Below are 23,356 nucleotides of genomic sequence, written 5' to 3'. Positions count from 1 at the left end.
GCCTTTGACAAAGATTCAGGCATTTTTAGAGAAAAGGGAGGTGTAAAAAGATGCTCACAAAACAGCAGAAAGAAGAAATCATCAAAAAGTATCAACTTCATGAATCTGATACGGGTTCACCAGAAGTCCAGATTGCACTTTTAACCGAAAGAATTAACAGACTCAACGAACACCTTCAGATTCACAAAAAGGATTTCCATTCAAGAAGAGGTCTTTTAAAGATGGTAGGGCAGAGAAGAAAACTTCTTAATTACCTTAAGGAGTATGACATCAACAGATATCGTGAGCTTATAGAAAAATTAGGACTGAGAAAATAAATGGCAGAAAAGTGGAGCGGTATTATTCCGCTCCATTATTTTAGAAAGAGGTGGTAGGGATTGGAGAGTAAAATTTACAAAATGGAACTTGCGGGAAGAGAGCTCAGCTTTGAGATTGGGAAATATGCTCTTTTGGCAAACGGGGCTGTGCTTGCAAGATATGGTGACACAGCTGTGCTTGTCACTGCATGTGCTTCTGAAAAGCCCAGAGAAGGTATAAACTTTTTCCCGCTTACAGTTGACTATGAGGAAAGGTTGTACTCGGTTGGGAAAATTCCGGGCGGATTTATAAAGAGAGAAGGCAAACCGTCAGAAAAAGCAATTCTTTCTGCAAGGCTGATAGACAGACCTATAAGACCGCTTTTCCCAAAAGATTTTTATCATGATGTCTCTGTTATAGCCACAGTACTGTCGGTTGACCCTGACAATCCACCGGATGTTCTTGCAATGCTTGGTTCATCTGTTGCACTGTCAATCTCTGATATACCATTTGAAGGGCCAACTGGTTCTGTGCTTGTTGGGTATGTGGATGGAAAGATTGTTATAAACCCTACGGCTAAAGAAAGAGAAGTGAGCAAGCTTCATCTTGTTGTGTCGGGGACAAAAGACAGGGTGATGATGATAGAAGCTGGTGCGAAAGAAGTTCCTGAGGACATTATGATTGAGGCTATATTGATAGCACAAGAAGAGATTAAAAAGATTGTTGAGTTTATTGAGGAAATAGTAAAAGAAGTTGGTAAACCGAAAATGGAGTATCAAAAGAGGGTTGTACCAGAGGAGATAAAACAAAAGGTACGTGAGATTGCATATGACAAGGTTTATCAGTATGTGCAGATACCTGACAAGGTTGAAAGGGATAAGAAGCTTGATGAGCTTAAAGAAGAAGTGTTCAAAGCTTTCGAAGGTGAAACAGAAGAAACTCTTTTACTTGTGGATGATGCGCTTTATAACCTTGAAAAAGAGATTGTAAGAAAGATGATTGCAGATGAAGGGAAACGCCCTGATGGTAGAAAGTTTGACGAAATAAGACCGCTGTATGCTGAGGTTGGTATTTTGCCAAGAACTCACGGTTCTGCGCTGTTTAAAAGAGGTTACACTCAAGTTTTGACAGTTGCTACTCTTGGGACAAAAGGTGAGATGCAATTTTTAGACGGTCTTGAAGAAGAAGAGGCAAAAAGGTATATGCATCATTATAACTTCCCACCATTCTCTACAGGTGAATCAAAACCTATAAGAGGTCCAGGAAGAAGAGAGATTGGACATGGTGCATTGGCTGAAAGGGCACTTGAACCTGTTATTCCTTCAGAGGATGAATTTCCTTATACAATTCGACTTGTATCTGAGGTTTTGACATCTAACGGTTCAACATCACAGGCAAGTGTATGCGGCAGTACTCTTGCTCTTATGGATGCTGGTGTGCCAATTAAAGCGCCTGTTGCAGGAATTTCTATCGGCCTTATTACAAAAGACGACGACAGTTTTATTTTACTTACTGACATTCAAGGTATAGAAGACTTCTTTGGAGATATGGACTTTAAGGTAGCAGGGACCCGAGAAGGTATTACTGCAATTCAGCTTGACATAAAAATCCATGGACTTACAAGAGAAATTATCGAAAAGGCACTCTATCAGGCAAAAGAAGCAAGACTTAAAATTTTAGATTTTATGCAAACTGTAATTGACAAGCCAAGAAGCGAGCTTTCCCCTTATGCTCCAAAGATATTCAAAACTACAGTTGATCCTGAAAAGATTCGAGACATAATTGGACCTGGTGGAAAGATGATAAATAAAATCATCGCAGAGACAAACGTAAAGATTGATATAGAACCTGATGGAAGAATATTTGTTGCGGCACCTGATGATATTTCTGGTAACAGGGCAATTAGCATGATTGAGGGAATTGGTCGTGAGATTGAGGTTGGGCAGTTTTTCCTTGGCAAGGTGACAAGAACTGCATCTTATGGAGCATTTGTTGAAATATATCCTGGCAAGGAAGGACTTGTGCATATATCTCAATTAGATGAGAGAAGATTAAAGTCTGTAGACGAGGTTGTAAAAGTTGGAGATTTGGTGCTTGTAAAGGTAATAGGGATTGACAAGCTTGGCAGACTTTCACTTTCACGAAAAGAAGCACTGAATGTCACATACTCAAGAAAAGCAAAATAAAAGAAAGCATAAACCATTTGCAAGTGGCTTATGCTTTCTTTTATTTTAACTTTACTTTTTTGTTAAGGGCTGAGAATACCCAATTAAATGATGTTACAAGCATTATTGCCACTGCAATTGAACCTGCAATCAGCAGGGTTTGCATACCTGTTTTGATAGCAAGTTCAAACTGGCTTTTGAGAAGTGCTGTCATTGTATTATACATGCCAGCTCCTGGCACAAGTGGTATCAATCCCGGGATAAGAAAAATTGGCACAGGCTTTTTGAGAAATCTTGCAAATATTTCTGACAGTACATTTATAGCAAGTGCTGCAAAGAAAACTGATAAAATTTGTGTAAATCCAAATCGTAACAATAATATATTGACGAACCAGCCACACATTCCATTTATTCCACAATATAACAAACTTTTACTTGGGGAATTTGTAAGGATGGCAAAAGAAAAACTTACAATGAATGCTGAAATTAATTGAAACACTAAACTTCTTTCCAACATTTTTCCTCCTTTTGAGATTTATCTAAAAAGACTGAGCGCAATACCGGCTCCTGTTGCAATGAACACAGCTATTAAAAAAGCTTCAATTCCTCTTGCAACCCCGGATAAAAGGTCGCCTGCAATAGTGTCTCTTATTGCATTGGTAATTGCAACACCTGGTGTCATTATCATTACAGAACCGATGATTATTTTATCTAAATGAACACCAATATTGAGGTTTACTGTGATGATAGCTATCAAAGCAGTTATAGCTCCTCCAATGATGTAAGAGATAAAATAAGAAAAGTTTTTGAAGTTCATAAAATTCAAAATGGTTTGAGTGACAAAACCTACAAAAAATGCTGAGATTGCATCTTTTAAATTTCCTCCAAACAAAATTGTGGAAAAACAACAAACAAGTGCTGCCGCAAATGGTAGCAAATAGAAAGAATATCCTTTTTTATTTTTGATATTGGTTAAGATTTCAATTGCTTGTTCATAAGTATATTCATGGGTTTGAAAATCGCGGGAGAACTGATTTACAAGAGAGATTTTATTAAGATCAATTGTTCTATTTTTTATTCTTTTTGAGACAGTAACAAGATTATTGTTTTCATCTGCAACTGTTGCAACAATTACTGTTGGAATTACAAAACTTTCAGCAAACTTTAATTTTCCTTTTGAGCATATCCGAACCATTGTATCTTCCACTCTGTGCGTTTCAGCGCCGTTTGTGAGCATTATCTCACCTGCTAAGAGCGCAATTTCTATAAGCTGCTTTGAGTTCATCATTTCAGAAATATATATCCTCCATCCCCTTGATTTTTTACAGTAAGATTATATAGTATTTGTGCTTATGTGTGAACATTAAACTTTGTGCACAAATATGTTCAAATGGTTGACTTTTAAAATTGGGCTAAAATATAATATACACAAAGAAAAAATTGATGTATAATCATAAAGTATGAACGTTCGAATATCTTTGCAACAAAACATTCGGAAAGGGAGATGAAGATGTACTTTTACAATTTAGTAAAAGACACAGACCCAGAAATAGCTGAAGCAATAAAAAGCGAACTTAAAAGACAGCAGAATAAAATTGAGCTTATTGCATCTGAGAACTTTATATCAATTGCAGTAATGGCAGCAATGGGTTCACCTTTGACAAATAAATATGCAGAAGGATATCCAGGAAAAAGATATTATGGTGGATGCGAATATATTGATGTTGTTGAATCTATAGCAATTGAGAGAGCTAAAAAGCTGTTTGGAGCTGAACACGCGAATGTTCAGCCACATTCAGGTGCACAGGCGAACATGGCTGTATATTTTGCAGTATTGAATCCAGGTGATACCATTCTTGGGATGAATCTTTCGCATGGTGGACATCTGACTCATGGTAGCCCTGTGAATTTTTCAGGAAAGCTTTACAATATTGTTTCATATGGGGTTGACCCTGAAACAGAGACAATTAATTATGATGAAGTTTTAAGACTTGCAAAGGAGCACAGACCAAAACTTATCTTAGCAGGAGCATCAGCGTATCCCAGGGTGATTGACTTTAAAAAGTTCAGAGAGATAGCTGATGAAGTGGGAGCATATTTGATGGTAGATATGGCTCATATTGCTGGGCTTGTTGCTGCAGGGCTTCATCCATCACCTGTTGAATATGCCGATTTTGTTACAACCACAACACATAAAACGCTTAGAGGTCCTCGTGGAGGTCTTATTCTTTGCAAAGAAAAATATGCAAAACTGATTGATAAGACCATTTTCCCTGGTATTCAAGGTGGACCGCTTGAACATGTAATAGCTGCAAAAGCTGTTGCTCTCAAAGAGGCGATGACAGAAGAGTTCAAAAATTACCAGGTTCAAATATTGAAAAATGCAAAGGCTCTGAGCACAAGACTCATCGAAAGAGGATTCAGGCTTGTGAGCGGTGGTACAGATAATCATTTAATGCTGGTAGACTTGAGAAATAAAGGTATCACAGGAAAAGATGCTGAAAAGATATTAGATGAGCACAATATAACCTGTAACAAAAACGCAATTCCTTTTGATACTCAAAGTCCAATGATAACAAGCGGGATAAGACTTGGAACACCGGCTGTGACAACCCGAGGGTTTAAAGAAGAAGATATGGTTGAGGTTGCAGATATCATCCATGATGCTTTGACAAATTCTGATACCAAAGAGAATATTTTGAGCAGGGTGAAAGCTCTTTGCGAAAAACATCCTTTGTATAAAGAATTTGATGAACAAGCTTAAGGTGAATTGAAATGGACTTTTTCCAATATCTTGGTGAAAAAAGGTTGAAAAAAGAATCACCTCTTGCTTATAAACTCAGACCAAAACGCCTTGAGGAGATTGTGGGACAAGAACATATTTTGAGCCCGGGCAAACCTCTTTATAACTTAATTAAAAACGATAGGCTTACTTCAATAATTCTCTATGGGCCGCCCGGGACTGGAAAAACTACAATTGCGCATGTGATTGCTAATGCTACAGGTAAGACTTTCAAAACCATCAATGCTACAATTGCAGGTGTAAACGATATAAAAAAGATTATTGAAGAAGCCAAGATTGAGTTTTCTCAAACAGGTAAAAAGACCATTCTTTTTATTGACGAGATACACAGGTTTAACAAACTTCAGCAAGATGCACTTTTGCCTTCTGTTGAAGAAGGAATAATAATCTTAATTGGGGCAACAACTGAAAATCCCTTTTATGAAGTCAATAAAGCGCTTGTATCAAGGTCTTTAGTATTCGAACTTTTTCCACTTAAGGAGGAAGATATATTAAAGATCATTGAAAGAGCAATTTCGGATAAAGAGAATGGACTTGGTGAACTGAATATCCAAATAGATGATGATGCTAAAAAGCTCATAGCAAAGCTCTCAGGTGGAGATGCAAGAGTTGCTTTGAACATCTTAGAGGCTGTAGTGTATTCTTCTTCCGCTCAAGATGATGGCAAGATTTATATTTCTCAGAAATCTGTTATAAATCTTTCAAGTAGAAAAACTGTTAATTATGATGCCACGGGGGATATGCACTACGATACTATTTCTGCCTTTATAAAAAGTGTAAGAGGGTCTGACCCGGATGCAGCGCTGTTTTACTTGGCAAAGATGCTTGACAGTGGAGAGGACATAAAATTTATTGCAAGAAGACTTATAATATTGGCAGCAGAAGACATTGGCTTGGCAGACCCGATGGCACTCACAATGGCAGTTTCTGCAGCAATGGCATGTGAATTTGTGGGAATGCCTGAAGCAAGAATTATTTTGTCTGAGGCGACGATCTATCTTGCATGTGCTCCAAAAAGCAACTCTGCATATTTGGCAATTGAAAAAGCCTTGGAAGATGCTAAAAATGTGAGTATAAAAAGTATTCCTATGCACCTTAGAATGGCAACACATGGAGAAGAAAAGCTCGGACATGGCATTGGGTACTTGTACCCTCATGACTATAAAAATCACTGGGTTTCTCAACAGTATCTACCTGATGAACTTATTGGCAAAAGATACTATTATCCAACTGAGATGGGAAAAGAAAAGTTTATAGCTGAATATATTAAGAAGTTGAAAGAACAGCTTGATAGCTAAAGAATCGAAATTTGCACGCACAAAAAAAGCGTGAGAGGAGAAAATAAAAATGGATATAAAAACGCTTGCACTGCAGCTTCACAGACAACACAGAGGAAAGATTTCCCTCAAAAGCAAAGTTAGTGTAGATAATCAGCACGACCTCAGTATATACTATACACCTGGTGTTGCAGAACCTTGCAGAGAAATTGCAAAAAATAAGTCTCTTGTGTATGAGTATACATCTAAATCCAACTGGGTTGCAGTGGTAACAAATGGTACAGCTGTTTTGGGTTTGGGAGACATTGGTGTGGATGCCTCTTTGCCTGTTATGGAAGGCAAGGCAATTTTGTTTAAACAGTTTGGCGGAGTTGATGCATTCCCCATATGCATAGCTTCAAAGGATGTTGATGAGATTGTAAAGACGGTAAAGCTTATTGAAACATCCTTTGGAGGGATAAACTTAGAAGATATAGGTGCGCCGGCATGTTTTGAGATTGAAGAAAGACTTATAGAAAGCCTTGATATTCCTGTGTTTCATGACGACCAGCATGGAACTGCTGTAGTGGTATTAGCTGCTCTGATAAATTCTCTTAAAATTGTTGGGAAAAAAATATCAGAGGTCAAAATAGTCATAAACGGTGCTGGTGCTGCAGGAATTGCAACTGCAAAACTTTTATTAAAGTATGGAGCAAAAAATATTATTGTTTGTGATAAATGCGGGACTATATACGAAGGAAGAGAAGAAGATATGAATAAGTATAAAGAAGAAATAGCAAAAATTACTAATAAAGAAGGAATAAAAGGTTCGCTACACAGAGCAATTGAAGGTGCTGATGTATTTATTGGTCTTTCTGTTGCAAATGTCCTGAATGAAGATGATATCAAAAAGATGTCAAATGATGCAATTGTGATGGCAATGGCAAATCCGATACCAGAGATTATGCCAGATATTGCAAAAAGGGCAGGAGCAAGGATTGTTTGCACAGGAAGGTCTGATTTTAATAACCAGGTCAATAACGTGCTGGCATTTCCAGGTATTTTTAGAGGAGCGCTTGATGTCATGGCAACAAGGATAACAGATGAGATGAAAATAGCAGCTGCAGAGGCTATAGCTAAGGTTGCAGAGGAAGAACTTTCAGAAGATTATATAATTCCAAAGCCTTTTGACAAAAAAGTAGCCTTTGAGGTGGCTTTAGCAGTTGCAAAAAAGGCAATGGAACAAAAGGTTGCACGGCTGTATCTAAATGATGATGAGCTTACATCAAGGATTTTGTCTATGTTAAGTATGTAAAGGGTCAAGAACAGAGTTAGGTAAAATTTTTGGTGCCTAACTCTGATTTTTTATTTTCTCGTTCTGATCATTGTAAATAGAAACATTGTATTTAATCAACAATGTCACTATTGACAAAGCAGTGTTGGACTTTTAAAATAAAAGGTGTCAGGTTAAACGTCATCTCTTGCAATTAACTTCCCCAGACAGAAGTTAATAGAATATAAGTGCAAGAAATGAGAAGTCAGTAGACAAGGAGGGAAAAGAGTGCCTGGGTCACTTGAAGAGTTTTTAAAAGGAAAGTCTATTATTGAACTTAGAGAAATAGCAAAAAGTCTGGGTATTCAAAAATATTCTTTGCTCAAAAAAGGTGAGTTGATGGAAGCTATTAAAAATTTTCTAGGAAGTTCAGAAGAAGATGCGACAGTTCTTGAAGGCATAGGTAAAAAAGAAAAAGGTAGAAGAGGAAGAAAGAAGAAATCAGAAACTGCAGAAGTTCAGCAGACTTTTGAATTAAAGAGCGAGGAGCAAGAATCAAAGCTTGAAGAGACTGAGGAAAAGGAAGAGGCAAGCCTAGATGAAATGGAAAATAAAGAAGAAGATAACATAAAAGAGCAAACTTTGTCGCAGGACACACAAAAAGAAGAAAAAACTGAAAAGCCTGTAGATGTTAGTTTGAATGAGGAGAACAAAGAAGAGAGTAAGGTAATAGAGTTAAAACCTAAAAAAGAAGAAAAAAGAGAGGATAAGATGCAGATAGAAATTCCACCAGAATTAAAAGAACTTGAAGGTAAAGTTGAGATAGGTGGTATAGGAGAAGGAGTTTTGGAGATAATTTATGAACCTGGTGGCGGCGGTGGCTACGGATTTTTGCGCGACGATTCGTTTGTTCCTGGCCCAAATGACATATATGTTTCGCCATCTCAAATCAGAAAATTCAATCTCAAAACGGGTGATAAAATTAGAGGTCCCATTAGACTTCCAAAAGAAAATGAGAAGTTTGCAGGACTTTTGTATGTTCAGAGCGTCAACGATATGAAACCAGAAGAAGTTGCAAAACGCACTCCTTTTGAAGACCTTACCCCTATTTTCCCAAACAAAAGAATAATTTTGGAAAATAAAAATGAACCTAAGGATTTAGCGGTTAGACTCATAGACCTTATTGCGCCAATTGGAAGAGGCCAGAGAGGATTAATTGTAGCACCACCAAAAGCAGGTAAAACTACACTATTAAAGAAAATAGCAAATAGTATTCTCACAAACTATGATGATTTGCATTTGATTGTACTGCTCATCGATGAAAGACCTGAAGAGGTCACTGATATGCAGGACTCAATTAAAGCAGAGATACATTACTCAACATTTGACGAAACGCCTGAACATCACATCAAGGTTGCTGAAATGGTTTTAGAAAGGGCTATGAGACTTGTTGAGTGTAAAAAAGACGTTGTCATATTGTTAGATAGCTTGACAAGGCTTGCACGTGCTTATAACTTGGTTGAACCACCATCTGGCAGAACACTCTCTGGTGGTCTTGACCCGAACGCTCTTCACAAACCTAAAAAGTTTTTTGGTGCTGCAAGAAACCTTAAAGAGGGTGGCAGCCTTACCATCCTTGCAACAGCATTGATTGAAACAGGGTCACGAATGGACGATGTCATATTTGAAGAGTTCAAGGGCACTGGCAACATGGAGCTGCACCTTGACAGAAAACTTTCTGAAAAGCGAATATTCCCTGCTATTGATATAAACAAGTCAGGGACAAGAAGAGAGGAGCTTTTGCTGTCTGAAGAAGAAAAAGCAGCTGTTGATGCAATCAGAAGAGCACTTTCTAATTTTGGAACAGCTGAAACTACAGAAAGAATTATAAGCATGCTTTCTCAGACAAAGTCAAATGAAGAATTCATAAGAAAGATATTACAAAATTTGAGATGAAAGTAGAAAGTAATTTTAAAAAAAATTGAGATTTGAACAAATCCAATTGATATTTTGGAGGAAGTAGCTGCTATTTTGGACAAAATAGCAGCTACTTTTTTATTTCTGGGCGTTTTTTTGAATTTCACAAATATGAGGAATTTGGAATACACTGATTTTAAGGAGGTGAAAATGATGAAGGTATGTATAGACCCTGGTCATGGAGGGAAGGACCCTGGAGCAATAGGAAAAAACAACACCAAAGAAAAAGATATAACACTTGCAATTGCTAAAAAATTAAAATTCATATTGGAAGATGGCACAAACACCAAGGTGATTTTGACAAGAGACTCTGATATTTTGCCGTGGGGAGAAAAAAGTGTAAAAGAAGACTTAAAAGCAAGGTGTGACATAGCAAATGCAAATTTGGTAGATGTCTTTGTCAGCATTCACTGCAACAGCAGCAAAAATGACTCTGCAAGAGGTATAGAAACTTTTTATTACAAGACCAGCCAGAAAGGATTTTTACTGGCTGTGGAGGTGCAAAAAAGTATAGTTGAGGCAGTTAAAACGATAAATCGCGGAGTCAAATTTGCAGACTTTTATGTATTAAGGGCTACTAAAATGCCAGCAATTCTGACAGAATGCGGTTTTTTAAGTAATCCAGAAGAAGAGAAGATGCTAAATAATCAAAACTACCAAACTCAAATAGCTTTAGCAATTGCAAAGGGAATTGTGAATTATCAAAAAAATGTTGATAAAGCTTAAAAAATGCTGTATTCTTATAATTAAAAATAGAGCCAAGAAGAAGTTGGCTCTTTTTGTTTTACCACATAAATAATTGGAAAGGAATGAATTTTTTTGAACATAAAAGAGTATACTGATTTTCTTCGCATAAGTGGAGTAGAGATTGATTTTGACGCAACATTTTTTAGCGGACAGTGTTTTAGATGGAAAAAGGTAGATGGTGGATACATAGGAGTTGTAAATAGAAAAATAGTTTTAGTATATCCGCAGGATAGTAATACTTTTGACATATACAACTGTTCACCTGAAGAGTTTAAAAAGTTTTTTTACTGGTATTTTGACTTGGATAAAGACTATGATTTGATTTTAAAAGAACTTTCTGAGCATGATGAGATTTTGAAAAAGGCAGTTGAGAAGTACAGAGGGATGAGACTTTTAAATCAAGAACCTTTTGAATGTATGATTTCTTTTATTATATCTCAGAATAACAACATAAAAAGAATTCAAATGCTAGTGGAAAGACTTTGCCAGGCTTATGGGGAAAAAATAGAATACAGAGGATTTTCTTCTTGGACATTTCCAGAAATTGAGAACTTAAAAAAGATCTCAACAGAAGAATTAAAACGCTTAGGGTTAGGTTATAGAGCAGAGTATATCAAAGATGCAATTGCTAAATTAGATGAAGGTAAAATAGACTTTGAAAGTCTTGAGTCTTTGAGTTCTGATGAAGCAAGGAAGATTTTAAAAACGGTAAAAGGAATAGGAGACAAGGTTGCTAATTGTATATTGCTTTACTCACTGCAAAAGTATGATGTGTTTCCTGTGGATGTGTGGGTGAAACGTGCCTTGAGAGAATATTATGGAATTGAAAATACAAAACAGCTGAGACAGTTTATAAATTCGTTTGGTGAACTTGCAGGATACGCTCAGCTTTTTTTATTTCACTATATTAGGAACATCAATAAATAAACTCAAATGAACAAATGGAGGTAAATTGTTGTGACACTTTACAAACTGATTATTTTAAGCATAGCTCCTTCTTTGTTCATAGCTCTTTATATCTATTTTAGAGACAAGTTTGAAAAAGAACCTCTTCATCTTCTTTTGAAAACCTTTGTATGGGGGATACTTATTAGCTCTATTGTTGTTCCAATTGAATATTTTTTAATGGCATATGGCAGCATTTCTGCTTCAAGCAGGCTTTCATTCATTGTATTTGAAGCGTTTATTGTTGCAGGTCTTACAGAAGAATACTTTAAAAGACTTGTTGTGCTAAGGGTGGCTTTTGACAGTCCTCATTTCAATCAACCATTTGATGGCATAGTTTACTGTGTATTCTCTGCAGTTGGGTTTGCTGCAATAGAGAATGTAGGGTATGTGTATCAAACTTTTCAGGCATCCCCCGACGCTGCAGTTTCAGTTCTTGTTCTAAGAGGTGTGATGGCAGTACCTGCACATGCTATGTTTGGAATTGTAATGGGATATTATTTAGGCTTTGCAAAGTTTGCGCCCGAGAGCAGAAGTTACTGGTATTTTAAGGCTTCTCTTATTATTCCTATGCTTTTGCATGGATTTTATGATTTTGTGCTCATGCTAAATGTCTATGGAGCGCTGGTCATAGTTGGTTTGTATGAGATTTTATTGTTTGCTTATTGCTTGAGATTAATTAGAAAAAGTCAAGAAATTTCCAATTTGTATTTTTAAGGCATAGAGGATTCTATTAAGGAGATGAGTTTGAAGTGACATCTGAAGACCAAGAACGAGAACTTAAAAAACTTGAAGTTTTTGCTTATAAAAATTTAAGAAAAAATTCTATCATTTCAATTGCAGATGGAGCAGTGTTTGCAGTTGGAAGTGGTATGCTTCCAGTCTCTACTGTGATAGTTTATTATTTCAAACTATGTCCATTCAAATACACTAATTGGTCTTTTGACAACTTTGAATGTACTTTTGTCAAACTCTCCGCAGATACTTGTTGCTAAAAAACTTGAGATGCTTGAAACATATAAAGAATATTTTATAAAAGTTGCTTTGCTTATGAGGCTTATGTGGTTTTTGCTTGCTATTGATGTGTTTGTATTTGCTGCTAAGAATGAGCTCTTATTTATAATTCTTTTTTACATAATTTTTAGTCTTCAAGGTTTTTTTGCTTCATTTGCCAATATAACATGGTTCAATCTTATACTAAAGCTTGTTCCTGAAAGACAAAGGAGCAAGTTTTTTGGGATAAGGTCATCGATAGGGGGACTGTGTGAGACATTTGGAGCCTTTTTGATGGGAAGAATATTGAGACTTTTACACTTTCCTTATAACTATGGTCTTTTATTTTTAATTTCGTTTTTGATAATGATGCTCTCATTGTACATAGCTTCTATGATGAAAGAGATTCCTATCAAGAAACCAAAAAAGGAGATTGACAATAAGCATTATTTTAGGAGCATGTTTTTGATACTAAAAGAAGATAGAAATTTTGTATATTATCTTTTTTCAGTTTTATTTATTGGTGCACTGGGTAAGATGCCGTTTGGTTTTCAAACAATATTTGCAAAAAATAGCCTGAGTATTTCAACCCAACATGTTGCAGTGGCAACCACAATATTGCTTTTTTCTCAAACAGTAGGATATATGCTCTGGGGATTAATTGGTTCAAAATACGGGTTTAAAAGTACTCTTTTAATTTCTGCTCTGATATTTTTGCCTGCAATATATTTTACATACCTTATGAGCTCTGTAGAAATATATTATCTTTCTGTTGCCCTGTTTGGGATTGCCCAAAGTGCAAGAAATGTAAACGAAAGTAATATGGCTGCAAAACTTTGCAAGGACCCATTAAAACAACCATCATATATCGGGCTTAGAAACTTTTTAATGGGACCATTTTTTGCGTTTAATTCAATAATTGCAGGTAGTATAATTGATATACTTGGCAAAAATCTTTTATTTCTAATATCGTTTAGCTGCATGGTGTTGGGATTTTTTATTCTATGTTTCTTAGTAAAAGAGGAGTAATTGTTCAATCTGGTTTTGAAAAAACTCTTGTAAAAAGAGAGTAGCTGTTGTAAAATATTTTTGCACCTTTATGAGTATGGGAAAGTTATGATTTTGGAAAATAACAAAAATTTGTATAAATCTTGTAGGAGGTGAAAGTGATGAAAGAAGGCATCCATCCAACATATTATCACGATGCAGTTGTCAGATGTGCATGCGGTGAGACATTTGTAACTGGTTCTACTAAAAAAGAAATCCATGTAGAAATTTGTTCAAAGTGCCATCCATTCTTTACAGGTAAACAAAAGTTTGTTGATACAACAGGTAGAGTAGAAAGATTTATGAAGAAATATGGGCTTGAACAGAAATAGAAAGAGAGTGTTGCTTCTCAAGAGGATTAGCCTGTGCTAATCCTTTTTATTTTACAAAATAGCAAAGATAGGAAGATGAGTATGAAAAAAACTACTATCGGTGGAATGGCTCTCATAGAGGGTATAATGATGAAAGGACCTAAAAAAATTTCCATTGTTATAAGAAAACCGAATGGTGAGCTTTACAAAGAGGTAAAGGATTTAGCCATAGACGATACTAACAAGCTAAAAAAGATTCCTTTTATAAGAGGAGTATTTATCTTATTTGAGCAAATGATTCTTGGGACAAAAGCTTTGATGAAATCTGCTGACATTGCATTAGAAGAGTTGCCAGATGAAGAAAAAGAAAAACAAAAAGATTTTGTGGACAAACTTTTTGAAAAGAAATTTTTCCAGAAGATTGGTGTTACCGATATAGCTATTTATTTTTCTGTAGTTGTATCCATAGTTCTCGGAATACTTCTATTTTTTTATATTCCTACTTGGTCTGTTGAAGTATTCAAAGGTTTTAGTCTTAGTAGTTTTTGGAAAAATATGATAGAAGGAATAGTAAGAGTAATAATTTTTATTTTGTATCTTTTATTTGCATCCCAGATGAAAGAAATAAAAAGGGTTTTTGAGTATCACGGAGCAGAACACAAAACAATCTTTGCATATGAAAATGGTGAAGAGTTAAGTATTCCAAACATAAAAAAATATTCTACACACCATCCGCGATGTGGAACAAGCTTTTTATTTATTGTAATAATTATCAGTATAATTATTTTTACTATTTCTGGTTGGCAGTCTGTTATTATGAGGACTTTACTACGGCTTTTACTTCTTCCTGTAATTATTGGCATATCATATGAGATAATAAGATGGGCTGGAAAAAGTGAAAGTATTTTAGCAAGGATAATTTCATATCCTGGGCTTTGGCTTCAGAACATTACAACAAAAGAGCCTGATGAAAAACAGATAGAAGTTGCAATTGAGGCATTAAAAGAGGTAGTGCCGGAGGACAGAAAGCTTGATGAGTGGTAGGTTAAAGACCATTGGCGAGGTTTTGAATGAAGCTGCTTTGATGTTAAGAGATTATTGTGAAAATAAAGAAGAAGACTATAAGAATATTGCTCTTATGATGGTTTCGCAGATACTTGATATTGATAAAACAGAGGTTATTCTAAATAAAGGTTTACCTGTAGGACAAGACAAATATGAAAAGATTGTAAATGCTATTTCCAAATATTTGCAAGACTATCCTCTCCAATATTGTACGAATAAGGCTTTCTTTATGGGTCTTGAGTTTTATGTTGATGAGAATGTTTTGATTCCACGATTTGACACAGAGGTTTTGGTAGAGGTTGCTATAGAAATCTTTAAAGATAGAAAAAATCTATACTTTTTAGATATTGGCACGGGTAGTGGCTGTATTGCGGTGGCTCTTTGCAAATTTTTAGATTGCAAGGTTTTAGCTGTTGATATTTCAGAAAGAGCACTTGAGGTTGCAAGGAAGAATGCAAAATTGAATGGTGTAGAAAATAGGATTTCATTTGTAAGAAGCAACTTATTTGAAGATATTCCCAAAAATCTTAGATTTGATGCCATACTCAGCAATCCACCTTATATTTCTGAAAGTGAAAGGTTCAAACTTGAGAAGCAAGTTTTAAAAGAGCCGCATATAGCTCTGTTTTCAAAAGAAAATGGACTTTGGTTTTTCAAAGAAATTGCAAGCAAAGCAAAGCTATATCTCAAAGATGGTGGTTATATTATTTTTGAAGTAGGATTTTCTCAAGCTGAAGAAGTCAAGAGAATTTTAGAGCAAAACGGTTATGAGAATATAAAGTCAAGAAAGGATTTGAATAATATTGAAAGATGTATCTTTGCAATAAATGGGTAAAAATATATTGGATGGGGTGATTGAATGATAGAGAAGCTTCAAGTAATTGAGGAAAAATATTTAGAACTTGAGAAAAAGATTGCAGACCCTGAGATAATAAGCCAGACTCAGGAATGGCAAAAACTCATGAAAGAACACAGCAATCTTCAACCAATTGTAGAAAAATTCAGAGAATACAAAAAAATTTTGAATACTATCAAAGAGGCTGAAGAGCTTTTAGATACAGACCTTGACGAGGACTTTGAAAAACTTGTAAAAGAAGAGCTAAATCGGGCAAAAGAACAGAAAGAGATTGTTGAAACGCAGCTCAAAATTTTACTTTTGCCAAAGGACCCTAACGACGAAAAAAATGTTATAATGGAGATAAGAGCAGGTGCAGGTGGTGAAGAAGCAGCACTTTTTGCAGCCGAGCTTTTCAGGATGTATTCAAGATATGCAGAAAGGAAAAACTGGAAAGTTGAAGTGATGTCGACAAGTGAGAGTGATTTGGATGGGTTTAAAGAGGTAATTTTCATGATAAGCGGAAAAGGTGCATATAGCAGGCTCAAATATGAAAGTGGTGTTCACAGAGTTCAGAGAGTACCTGTGACAGAGTCAGGTGGAAGAATTCATACATCAACAGCAACTGTTGCAGTGTTGCCAGAAGTTGAAGATGTTGAGGTAGAAATAAGAGAAGAGGACCTTGAGATAGACACGTTCAGGGCAGGCGGTGCAGGAGGTCAGCATGTAAACAAGACAGAGTCGGCTGTTAGAATTGTTCATAAGCCCACAGGAATTGTTGTAACCTGCCAGGACGAAAGGTCGCAGCATGCAAACAGGGACAGGGCAATGAAGATACTCAGGGCAAGGCTTTATGATTACTATCAGAGTCTGCAGCAAAAAGAAATAGAAAGTCAGAGAAGAAGCCAGGTTGGAACAGGTGACAGGAGTGAGAGAATAAGAACATATAACTTTCCTCAGGGGCGTGTGACAGACCATAGGATTGGTCTTACTTTGTACAAGCTCGAACAAGTTTTAGATGGGGATCTTGATGAGATTATTGATGCTTTGATTACTCATTTTCAGACAGAGAAATTAAAAGAAGTAGGCTAAAATGCCGATAATTATAATGATAATTACGCAAAAATTATAAACCAGAAAAAGGATGATGATAGAAGATGGATATTCTTTCAATTGGCGGGTTGATATTGGGTTTTGGTTCTCTTTTGACTGCGTTTATAATTGAAAAAGGTAATCCTGCAAAGCTTTTGCAGATTTCAGCCGCTATGATTGTTTTTGGTGGAACAATTGCGGCAGTACTTGTTTCATTTCCCATGTCACAGATAAAAATAGCAGTAAAACACATAAAAATGGTTTTTATGGATAAGAAAATTGATTTTGCAAGTGTGGTTGAACAGCTTGTGCAACTTTCTGACAGGGCGCGAAAAGAAGGTCTCTTGGCTTTAGAGCAAGAGATTCCAAACCTCCAGAATCCGCTTTTGAAAAAAGGTTTAGGACTTGTTGTTGATGGTATTGAAGGTGAAGTGATTAGAGATATTTTAGACAGGGAAGTTTACCTTGCAGAAGATGAGCTTAAAGAAGCAGCAGAAGTATTTGAGGCTGCAGGTGGATATTCTCCTACAATGGGTATTATTGGTACTGTTATGGGACTTATTTCTGTGCTTTCGAACTTGACAAATCCAGATGAACTTGGTCCTGCTATAGCTGTTGCATTTGTTGCAACTTTGTATGGTGTTTCATCTGCTAACCTAATTTGGCTTAACTTTGGTAAGAAGATAAAAACAAAAGCAAAGCAAGAAAGAATGTTAAATGAGATAATTGTGGAAGGCCTTTTGTCAATCCAAGCTGGTGAAAACCCAAGAATACTCAGGGAAAAGATTGGCGGAATGTTAAAAGAAGCTGGTCAGAAGCAAAGTCAAGCTCAAGAGCCAGCAGGCGCAACTGTTGGGGGGTAAAAAGTAGATGTCAAGAAAGCGTATGGAAGAACCAGCCCATGAGAACCATGAACGATGGCTTATTACCTATGCAGATTTGATTACTCTTTTACTCATATATTTTATTGTCATGTACTCTATGAGTAAACTTGACATGGACAAATTTAAAAACTTCACAGAATCCCTAACATCTGTTTTGAAAGGTACAGCTTACATTTTTGAAAATTCTGGTCCATCTATATTAGAAGGATTATCAGGGAAAAATGTTAAAGGAACAAACACTGATGTTGGTGGGGCAACAAAAAATAGGCAGATGACTGAAGAAGAACTCATAAATGATATACAGAAACAGGTTTTAGGGCTTATAAAAGAACATGGTATTGAAGGTAAAGTGCTTGTGATACAGGAAGAGAGAGGATTATCAATTTTACTTAAAGATGTGTTATTTGATACAGGTTCCGCAAAGCTTACACCCCAGGCAAAAGAAGTTGTGCATGAGATTGCAAAGATTTTAGAAAAAGTGCCAAATAATAACATAAGAATTGAGGGACACACAGACAATGTCCCTATTCACAATAAATACTTTTATTCTAACTGGGAGCTTTCGACAGCAAGAGCTACATCTGTTTTGCAGGAAATTTTAAGAGTTTCAAAGGTAAAACCCGAGAGATTTTCTGTTGTTGGCTATGGTGAGTATAGACCAATTGCTTCTAATAAGACACCAGAAGGAAGAGCCCTCAACAGAAGAGTTACAATTGTGATACTGAGAACAGTATATAGCAAAGCTGAACCTGTGAGGTAAAAGATTTTACTCAAATATTGGGTTAGAGTGTTTATAAAAGGGCTGATTTTCTCATAATATTTAAATGAAAATATTTGATTTTGAAGTTACTTTGTTGGAAATAAATTTTTTAGTTTTCAACCTTTTTGCTTTTTTTTGTGGGATAACTGGAGCATTTGTTGGTGCTCTGGCGGGTTTGGTCTTCCCTTTAAACGATGAGAAGATAAAAGACTCCTTAATTGGTTTTACATCGGGACTAATGCTTGGTTTAATTTGCTTTGGACTTATCCCTGAAGCTGTGAGTATTTCAAACTTGCTCGAATGTATTTTAGTATTGATTGCTTCATACTTTATGATTGGGATATTAGAAGAAGCATTGACAATAAGATATTTACTTTCCCAGAACAAATATCTCAAAAGTGGAATACTGATTTTAGTTGCACTTTCTCTTCACAACTTTCCTGAGGGGTTGGCAATAGGAAGTAGCTTTGCTGTAGAAAAGAGCTTTGGAATTTTAGTAGGGATTATGATAATAATTCATGATATTCCAGAAGGATTTGTTCTTTCGTTGCCTTTTAAGATAGCCAAGCAAGGTAAAAAGAAAATATTAAGATATGCAATATTGTCAGGAGTTCCAACAGGTATTGGGTGTTTGGTTGGAAGTGTGATAAGCTATATTAACAAATATGTAGTAGCAGGCTGTCTTGCTTGTGCAGCAGGCGCAATGCTGTATGTTGTGATAAATGAGCTTATTCCAGAGTATAGTCGAAAAGAGAATTTAAAAATGGCAACAGTATCAAATATGATAGGTATTGTTGTAGCACTACTACTTTTGGAGTGGTTGGAATTATGACAATTATCATTGATGCAAAAGAAGGTATAGATTATGAAAAGCTTGAAAAAGCAGCTTTAATATTAAGAGAAGGCGGGCTTGTCGCCTTTCCAACAGAAACTGTGTACGGTCTTGGAGCGAATGCACTTTTAAAAGATGCGGTGGATAAGATTTTTTGGGCTAAAGGAAGACCTCAGGACAATCCGTTAATCGTTCATATATCTTCAAAAGAGATGCTTGAAATGTGTGCTGAAATTACAGATGAAAAGGTTTATGTGCTTATAGAAAGATTTTGGCCAGGACCACTTACAATTGTTCTACCCAAAAAAAATGTGGTTGCTGACAACGTTACAGCAGGTCTTTCCACAGTTGGTGTTAGAATGCCTGCGAACAAAATCGCGCTTGAGCTAATAAGACTTTCTGGTGTACCAGTGGCAGCACCATCAGCAAATGTCTCTGGAAAACCAAGTCCGACAGAGGCCAAGCATGTGATAGAGGACCTGATGAATAAGGTGGATGTCATTATAGATGGTGGTAAATGTTCATTTGGACTTGAGTCAACTGTGGTGGATTTGAGTGGCGGCGAAGCTGTGATTTTGAGACCAGGCGCTATTTCGTATTATGCATTGAAAGAGGTGCTTGGCAATATAGAGTACAGCAAAGCGGTGGTGGAAGGACTAAGTGGGAGTGTTCCAAGGTCACCTGGTATGAAATATAAGCACTATGCACCTGATGCCAAACTTATAATAGTAAAGGGAAGAATTGATAAAAGAATTGACAAGATAAATGAGATGAAAAAGAAATTAGAATTGAAAGGTTACAGGGTTGGCATATTGTGCTTTTATGAGACAGCCCATAATTTTGATTCCCAGTACAAACTCATTTTAGGAAGCATGTTTGATGCAAAAGAGTGTGGAAGAAATCTGTTTTCGCTGTTGAGAAAATTTAACCAACTTGGTGTTGATTATATACTTTGTGAATGGGGAGAATTTAACTTAGAATTTCTTGCGCTGGAAAATAGACTTTATAAAGCAGCGGCAAACAATATTGTTGAGGTGTTGTGATATTGAAGAAGAAAATACTTTTTGTGTGTACAGGTAATACTTGCAGAAGTCCAATGGCAGAGCATCTTTTAAAGGAAAAGCTTAAGAAGATGAAAATTGATAATGTTGAAGTTGAATCAGCTGGGCTTTCTGCATTTTTTCCACAGAAGGCTTCCAGAAATGCTATATTGGTAATGAATGAAGTTGGTATTGATATCTCGTCGCACGTATCAAGACTTGTAAATGAGGATATGATAAAAGAAAGTACTCTTATCTTGACAATGGAAAGGTATCATAAAGAGGTAATTACAAAGATGTATCCTGGTACTGCCGACAAGGTGTTTACTTTAAAGGAGTATGTAATGAATACCAAAGAAGATTTGGATGTTGTTGACCCATATGGTGGAGATATTGAAGAGTACAGAAGGTGCAGAGATGAACTTAATCAACTTATTGATAAACTTTTGTCGAAAGTGGATGATATATGATAAAAATAATCAGTGTTGGAACAATAAAAGAGAAGTATTTCTTGCAGGCATGTGAAGAGTACAAAAAAAGGCTTTCGCGGTGGGTAAAAGTAGAAGAAATAGAGATTAAAGAAGAAGATGAAAATAAATATTCTAATATTGAAACTCTTTTAGAAAAAGAAGCTGATAAGGTTTTAAAATTCATAAAGGAAGATGAATTTATAATCGTATGTGACGTTAATGGTTTTGAGTTTTCCTCAGAAGAATTTTCTGAGATTCTAAGAAAAAATATATATAGTGGTAAAAATATTACTTTTATAATTGGCAGTTCCAATGGACTTTCAAATGAAGTGAAAAGAAAAGCTGATTTACTTATTTCATTTTCAAAACTTACTTTTCCTCATCAGCTTTTTAGAGTTTTACTTTATGAACAGATTTACAGAGGATTTTCGATTATTTATGGGACAAAGTACCATAAATAAACGGGGCTATGTTTTTAGACAACTAAAGCCCCGTTTATTTATACTGACATATAAAAGTTTTTACAGATGAATCATTGTTCCAATACCTTTATCTGTAAATATCTCAAGCAAAATACAGTGTGGAATTCTTCCATCAAGGATGTGTGTACGATTGACACCGTGCTTTAGTGCGTCTATGCATCCTAACACCTTTGGAATCATCCCGCCATCAATCTTTCCTTCGTCAATCATCTTCAAAACTTCATCGGCACTTATTGCTGAGATTATTTCCTTGCTATTTTTATCATATTTTAATCCTTCAACATCTGTCATAAACATTAGCTTTTCAGCCTTTATTGCCTTTGCAATTTCAGCCGCCACAGTATCTGCGTTAATATTGTAACTTGTACCATCTTCCCCAACACCAATTGGTGCAACAACAGGTATATATTCATCTTTAGCAAGCATTTCTAAAACCTTTGCGTTTATTGACACGACCTCTCCCACATAACCTAAATCAATTTTTTCTCCATTTACATATTCATAATGTTTTCGTGCCTGAATTAAATTACCATCAATTCCGCAAATACCTATTGCCTTTCCACCTTTTTGGTTTAGCATTGATACAAGTTCTTTATTTGTCTTTCCTACAAGGACCATTTGAGCAACTTCCATGGTTTGCATATCTGTTACTCTGAGCCCATTGACAAACTGACTTTCAACCTTGAGTTTCTTGAGGACTGAATTTATGTCAGGTCCACCGCCATGAACAACTATTGGATTTACACCAATGTATTTGAGCAAAGTTATATCTTCCATAACCCAGTTTTTAAGCTTTTCATTTATCATAGCATTCCCGCCATATTTTATTACAACAGTCTTACCATAAAGTTTTTGTATGTAAGGAAGAGCTTCTATTAATATACTTGCTTTTTCAATCAGAGTGTCCATTTCTTCGTACATATAAACCGTCATCCCTTCATTTTATTTTTTAAAAATATTCTCCCACCATTATAAGTCCCGTTTTTTCATCAAGAGAAAATTTTATATTCATATTTTGAATTGCCTGGCCGGCAGCACCTTTTATGAGATTGTCAATGCATGAGATTATGATAACTCTGTTTGTCTTCTTATCTATCTCAAATCCAATGTCTACAAAGTTTGTTCCTCTTACGTACTTTAGTTCAGGTAGTTCATCTTCAAAAATACGAACAAAATATTCGTCTTTGTAGAATTCGTTGTAAATTTCAACAAGGTCGTTTTTAGCAATCTTTTTTATAAGGTTTGCATATATAGTTGAGAGTATTCCTCTTTTTACAGGCAGAAGATGTGGTGTAAATGATAAATTCAAATCTTCGCCAAATAGCAAACTGCACTTCTCTTCAATTTCGCTTGTATGTCTATGTTTTGCAACTGAATATGCTTTGAAATTTTCATCAAGTTCGCAGAAACTATATGCAAAATCAGATTTTTTACCAGCTCCAGAAACACCTGACTTCGAATCTATTATAATACTATTTTTATCTACAAGTTTGTTTTTCAAAAGAGGAGCAAGCCCTAATATTGCACTTGTTGGGTAACATCCTGGATTTCCAACAATCTGAGCCTTTTTAATCTCCTTCCTGTTTATTTCACAAAGTCCATAAGCACTTTTGCTCAAAAGCTCAGGGTATTTGTGCTGACTATAATCTTTTGCATATCTTTGCAGATCTTTGTATCTAAAATCAGCACTTAAATCAATCACAATCTTGCCAAGGTCATATCCTATTTTGACATATTCCTGTGAAATACCGTGTGGCAAAGCACAAAATATCACATCTGTTTCTTCTAATGCTTCTATGTTAAATTCTTCGAATACAAGGTTTGAAACCTTTTTAAATTGAGGGTTTGTTTTATCAAGGGAAAGTTGGTTGCTACTTGATGATATGATAGAGATAATTTCAACTTCAGGGTGCTTTAACAAGAGCCGAATGAGCTCTAATCCCACATATCCTGACGCTCCTATAATGCTTGCTTTTATCAACTTGGTCATCTCCTCTTTATTATTTAAAGTATTGTTTTTAACTATGCAAATAATTATACACCACGGTGCATAAAAATACAATACATTGGCAAATATTTAAA

At 35.8% G+C, this 23,356-nt stretch carries 25 protein-coding genes; 21 read left to right on the top strand and 4 right to left on the bottom strand.

Features of this window, described 5'->3' with window-relative positions:
- The first annotated feature begins 50 nt into the window (after positions 1 to 50).
- Both rpsO and COB47_RS07385 read left to right on the top strand, forming a co-directional pair.
- On the top strand, positions 51 to 317 hold the full coding sequence (gene rpsO / locus COB47_RS07390) for a 30S ribosomal protein S15 (RefSeq protein WP_013290756.1): 267 nt from the start codon (positions 51 to 53) through the stop codon (positions 315 to 317).
- Positions 318 to 377: 60 nt separating this feature from the next.
- Positions 378 to 2,483 carry a polyribonucleotide nucleotidyltransferase gene (locus COB47_RS07385; RefSeq protein WP_013290755.1) on the top strand — a complete coding sequence of 702 codons (2,106 nt, stop codon included), beginning with the start codon at positions 378 to 380 and terminating at the stop codon, positions 2,481 to 2,483.
- A 40-nt stretch (positions 2,484 to 2,523) separates the two neighbouring features.
- On the opposite strand, the gene COB47_RS11975 is transcribed toward COB47_RS07385, so the two are convergent.
- Both COB47_RS11975 and COB47_RS07375 read right to left on the bottom strand, forming a co-directional pair.
- A complete protein-coding gene (locus COB47_RS11975) occupies positions 2,524 to 2,979 on the bottom strand; it encodes a threonine/serine exporter family protein (protein WP_013290754.1) in 456 nt (151 codons plus the stop codon).
- 18 nt (positions 2,980 to 2,997) lie between these two features.
- Positions 2,998 to 3,750, bottom strand: coding sequence for a threonine/serine exporter family protein (locus COB47_RS07375; RefSeq protein ID WP_013290753.1), 753 nt, complete (start codon positions 3,748 to 3,750; stop codon positions 2,998 to 3,000).
- A gap of 222 nt (positions 3,751 to 3,972) precedes the next feature.
- Between COB47_RS07375 and COB47_RS07370 the strand changes: the two genes are divergently transcribed.
- The 19 genes from COB47_RS07370 to rlmH all read left to right on the top strand — a co-directional run bounded on the left by COB47_RS07370 (position 3,973) and on the right by rlmH (position 21,253).
- The gene (locus tag COB47_RS07370) at positions 3,973 to 5,226 is read left to right on the top strand and encodes a serine hydroxymethyltransferase (RefSeq protein WP_013290752.1); all 1,254 of its coding nucleotides are present in this window, start codon (positions 3,973 to 3,975) and stop codon (positions 5,224 to 5,226) included.
- Positions 5,227 to 5,237: 11 nt separating this feature from the next.
- Entirely contained in the window at positions 5,238 to 6,563 is a 1,326-nt protein-coding gene (locus COB47_RS07365; RefSeq protein WP_013290751.1) for a replication-associated recombination protein A, read from the top strand.
- 49 nt (positions 6,564 to 6,612) lie between these two features.
- Positions 6,613 to 7,836, top strand: coding sequence for an NAD(P)-dependent malic enzyme (locus COB47_RS07360; protein ID WP_013290750.1), 1,224 nt, complete (start codon positions 6,613 to 6,615; stop codon positions 7,834 to 7,836).
- Positions 7,837 to 8,082: 246 nt separating this feature from the next.
- Positions 8,083 to 9,750: a transcription termination factor Rho gene (gene rho, locus COB47_RS07355; protein ID WP_013290749.1), complete on the top strand. Its 1,668-nt coding sequence runs from the start codon at positions 8,083 to 8,085 to the stop codon at positions 9,748 to 9,750.
- 174 nt (positions 9,751 to 9,924) lie between these two features.
- Positions 9,925 to 10,497, top strand: a complete 573-nt coding sequence (locus COB47_RS07350) for an N-acetylmuramoyl-L-alanine amidase family protein (protein ID WP_041742759.1) — start codon at positions 9,925 to 9,927, stop codon at positions 10,495 to 10,497.
- A 93-nt stretch (positions 10,498 to 10,590) separates the two neighbouring features.
- Complete coding sequence (locus tag COB47_RS07345; protein WP_013290747.1) at positions 10,591 to 11,445, top strand: DNA-3-methyladenine glycosylase family protein; 855 nt, start codon at positions 10,591 to 10,593, stop codon at positions 11,443 to 11,445.
- A gap of 30 nt (positions 11,446 to 11,475) precedes the next feature.
- Positions 11,476 to 12,180 carry a PrsW family intramembrane metalloprotease gene (locus COB47_RS07340; RefSeq protein ID WP_013290746.1) on the top strand — a complete coding sequence of 235 codons (705 nt, stop codon included), beginning with the start codon at positions 11,476 to 11,478 and terminating at the stop codon, positions 12,178 to 12,180.
- A gap of 35 nt (positions 12,181 to 12,215) precedes the next feature.
- Entirely contained in the window at positions 12,216 to 12,458 is a 243-nt protein-coding gene (locus COB47_RS12615) for a hypothetical protein (protein ID WP_237698873.1), read from the top strand.
- Positions 12,415 to 13,485: an MFS transporter gene (locus COB47_RS07335; protein WP_237698872.1), complete on the top strand. Its 1,071-nt coding sequence runs from the start codon at positions 12,415 to 12,417 to the stop codon at positions 13,483 to 13,485. The genes COB47_RS12615 and COB47_RS07335 overlap by 44 nt, the downstream gene beginning before the upstream one ends.
- A 140-nt stretch (positions 13,486 to 13,625) precedes the next feature.
- Positions 13,626 to 13,835 (top strand): 50S ribosomal protein L31, encoded by a 210-nt coding sequence (rpmE, locus tag COB47_RS07330; protein WP_013290745.1) that lies wholly within the window; start codon positions 13,626 to 13,628, stop codon positions 13,833 to 13,835.
- Between the two features lie 81 nt (positions 13,836 to 13,916).
- Positions 13,917 to 14,858, top strand: coding sequence for a DUF1385 domain-containing protein (locus tag COB47_RS07325; protein WP_013290744.1), 942 nt, complete (start codon positions 13,917 to 13,919; stop codon positions 14,856 to 14,858).
- The gene (prmC, locus tag COB47_RS07320; RefSeq protein WP_013290743.1) at positions 14,848 to 15,714 is read left to right on the top strand and encodes a peptide chain release factor N(5)-glutamine methyltransferase; all 867 of its coding nucleotides are present in this window, start codon (positions 14,848 to 14,850) and stop codon (positions 15,712 to 15,714) included. The genes COB47_RS07325 and prmC overlap by 11 nt, the downstream gene beginning before the upstream one ends.
- Before the next feature lie 24 nt (positions 15,715 to 15,738).
- Positions 15,739 to 16,806: a peptide chain release factor 1 gene (prfA, locus tag COB47_RS07315; protein ID WP_013290742.1), complete on the top strand. Its 1,068-nt coding sequence runs from the start codon at positions 15,739 to 15,741 to the stop codon at positions 16,804 to 16,806.
- A 65-nt stretch (positions 16,807 to 16,871) separates the two neighbouring features.
- Positions 16,872 to 17,669, top strand: a complete 798-nt coding sequence (locus tag COB47_RS07310; RefSeq protein WP_013290741.1) for a flagellar motor protein — start codon at positions 16,872 to 16,874, stop codon at positions 17,667 to 17,669.
- 7 nt (positions 17,670 to 17,676) lie between these two features.
- Positions 17,677 to 18,450, top strand: a complete 774-nt coding sequence (locus COB47_RS07305; protein WP_013290740.1) for an OmpA family protein — start codon at positions 17,677 to 17,679, stop codon at positions 18,448 to 18,450.
- 64 nt (positions 18,451 to 18,514) lie between these two features.
- Positions 18,515 to 19,282 carry a ZIP family metal transporter gene (locus COB47_RS07300; RefSeq protein ID WP_013290739.1) on the top strand — a complete coding sequence of 256 codons (768 nt, stop codon included), beginning with the start codon at positions 18,515 to 18,517 and terminating at the stop codon, positions 19,280 to 19,282.
- Entirely contained in the window at positions 19,279 to 20,325 is a 1,047-nt protein-coding gene (locus COB47_RS07295; protein ID WP_013290738.1) for an L-threonylcarbamoyladenylate synthase, read from the top strand. Before COB47_RS07300 ends, COB47_RS07295 begins: the two co-directional genes overlap by 4 nt.
- A 2-nt stretch (positions 20,326 to 20,327) precedes the next feature.
- Positions 20,328 to 20,792, top strand: a complete 465-nt coding sequence (locus tag COB47_RS07290; RefSeq protein WP_013290737.1) for a low molecular weight protein arginine phosphatase — start codon at positions 20,328 to 20,330, stop codon at positions 20,790 to 20,792.
- Entirely contained in the window at positions 20,789 to 21,253 is a 465-nt protein-coding gene (rlmH, locus tag COB47_RS07285; RefSeq protein ID WP_013290736.1) for a 23S rRNA (pseudouridine(1915)-N(3))-methyltransferase RlmH, read from the top strand. Before COB47_RS07290 ends, rlmH begins: the two co-directional genes overlap by 4 nt.
- A 60-nt stretch (positions 21,254 to 21,313) precedes the next feature.
- Here the strand turns inward: rlmH and argB are convergent, their stop codons facing one another.
- On the bottom strand, positions 21,314 to 22,195 hold the full coding sequence (argB, locus tag COB47_RS07280) for an acetylglutamate kinase (protein WP_013290735.1): 882 nt from the start codon (positions 22,193 to 22,195) through the stop codon (positions 21,314 to 21,316).
- A gap of 28 nt (positions 22,196 to 22,223) precedes the next feature.
- Positions 22,224 to 23,255 carry an N-acetyl-gamma-glutamyl-phosphate reductase gene (gene argC / locus COB47_RS07275; protein ID WP_013290734.1) on the bottom strand — a complete coding sequence of 344 codons (1,032 nt, stop codon included), beginning with the start codon at positions 23,253 to 23,255 and terminating at the stop codon, positions 22,224 to 22,226.
- Between the last annotated feature and the right edge of the window lie 101 nt (positions 23,256 to 23,356).

Origin of the sequence: Caldicellulosiruptor obsidiansis OB47, assembly GCF_000145215.1 — a bacterium.
Taxonomy (GTDB): Bacteria; Bacillota; Thermoanaerobacteria; order Caldicellulosiruptorales; family Caldicellulosiruptoraceae; genus Caldicellulosiruptor; species Caldicellulosiruptor obsidiansis.
Note: the sequence above shows the minus strand (reverse complement) of the source record. Positions and strands in the feature narration are given on the sequence as shown.